The following is a 1,780-nucleotide window of genomic DNA, read 5'->3' on the forward strand; positions in this document are numbered from 1 at the left end:
CGAACTGGGTTCTGGACTCCGAAGAGTCAGATGCTCCTTAGAAAGGAGGTGATCCAGCCGCACCTTCCGGTACGGCTACCTTGTTACGACTTAGTCCTAATTACCGATCCCACCTTCGACGGCTCCCTCCACAAGGGTTAGGCCACCGGCTTCAGGTGTTACCGACTTTCATGACTTGACGGGCGGTGTGTACAAGACCCGGGAACGTATTCACCGCAGCGTTGCTGATCTGCGATTACTAGCGACTCCGACTTCATGAGGTCGAGTTGCAGACCTCAATCCGAACTGGGACCGGCTTTTTGGGATTCGCTCCACCTCACGGTATTGCAGCCCTTTGTACCGGCCATTGTAGCATGCGTGAAGCCCAAGACATAAGGGGCATGATGATTTGACGTCATCCCCACCTTCCTCCGAGTTGACCCCGGCAGTATCCCATGAGTTCCCACCATTACGTGCTGGCAACATAGAACGAGGGTTGCGCTCGTTGCGGGACTTAACCCAACATCTCACGACACGAGCTGACGACAACCATGCACCACCTGTTCACGAGTGTCCAAAGAGTTGACCATTTCTGGCCCGTTCTCGTGTATGTCAAGCCTTGGTAAGGTTCTTCGCGTTGCATCGAATTAATCCGCATGCTCCGCCGCTTGTGCGGGTCCCCGTCAATTCCTTTGAGTTTTAGCCTTGCGGCCGTACTCCCCAGGCGGGGAACTTAATGCGTTAGCTGCGTCACGGAATCCGTGGAAAGGACCCCACAACTAGTTCCCAACGTTTACGGGGTGGACTACCAGGGTATCTAAGCCTGTTTGCTCCCCACCCTTTCGCTCCTCAGCGTCAGTTACGGCCCAGAGATCTGCCTTCGCCATCGGTGTTCCTCCTGATATCTGCGCATTCCACCGCTACACCAGGAATTCCAATCTCCCCTACCGCACTCTAGTCTGCCCGTACCCACTGCAGACCCGAGGTTGAGCCTCGGGATTTCACAGCAGACGCGACAAACCGCCTACGAGCTCTTTACGCCCAATAATTCCGGATAACGCTTGCGCCCTACGTATTACCGCGGCTGCTGGCACGTAGTTAGCCGGCGCTTTTTCTGCAGGTACCGTCACTCACGCTTCTTCCCTGCTAAAAGAGGTTTACAACCCGAAGGCCGTCATCCCTCACGCGGCGTTGCTGCATCAGGCTTCCGCCCATTGTGCAATATTCCCCACTGCTGCCTCCCGTAGGAGTCTGGGCCGTGTCTCAGTCCCAGTGTGGCCGGTCACCCTCTCAGGCCGGCTACCCGTCGACGCCTTGGTGAGCCATTACCTCACCAACAAGCTGATAGGCCGCGAGCCCATCCCAGACCGAAAAATCTTTCCAAACGTTGACCATGCGGCCACGTCTCATATCCAGTATTAGACACCGTTTCCAGCGCTTATCCCAGAGTCCAGGGCAGGTTGCTCACGTGTTACTCACCCGTTCGCCACTAATCCACCCCAGCAAGCTGGAGCTTCATCGTTCGACTTGCATGTGTTAAGCACGCCGCCAGCGTTCATCCTGAGCCAGGATCAAACTCTCCGTAAAAGAAAAAAACTGGACACCCGGGGAAAACCAGGCACCAGCGAGTTCGAAACTGACCAAAGAGACAAAATCAACTGACTTCATCCAATGCCAACCCCAAAAAGAGGCTGGTCTTTGATCCAAAGGAATTCTCAACCACCAACAAAAAGTCAGTGGACGAGGATAATTTGGCATTTGACAAGTGCACGCTGTTGAGTTCTCAAGGATCGGATGCTCC

1 rRNA gene is annotated in these 1,780 nt (G+C 54.8%); it reads right to left on the reverse strand.

Features of this window, described 5'->3' with window-relative positions:
• Positions 1-41 precede the first annotated feature (41 nt).
• A 16S ribosomal RNA gene (locus J2Y69_RS18010) occupies positions 42-1,566 on the reverse strand.
• Between the last annotated feature and the right edge of the window lie 214 nt (positions 1,567-1,780).

The sequence above is a fragment of the Microbacterium resistens genome, from assembly GCF_031456305.1.
GTDB classification, from domain to species: domain Bacteria; phylum Actinomycetota; class Actinomycetes; order Actinomycetales; family Microbacteriaceae; genus Microbacterium; species Microbacterium resistens_A.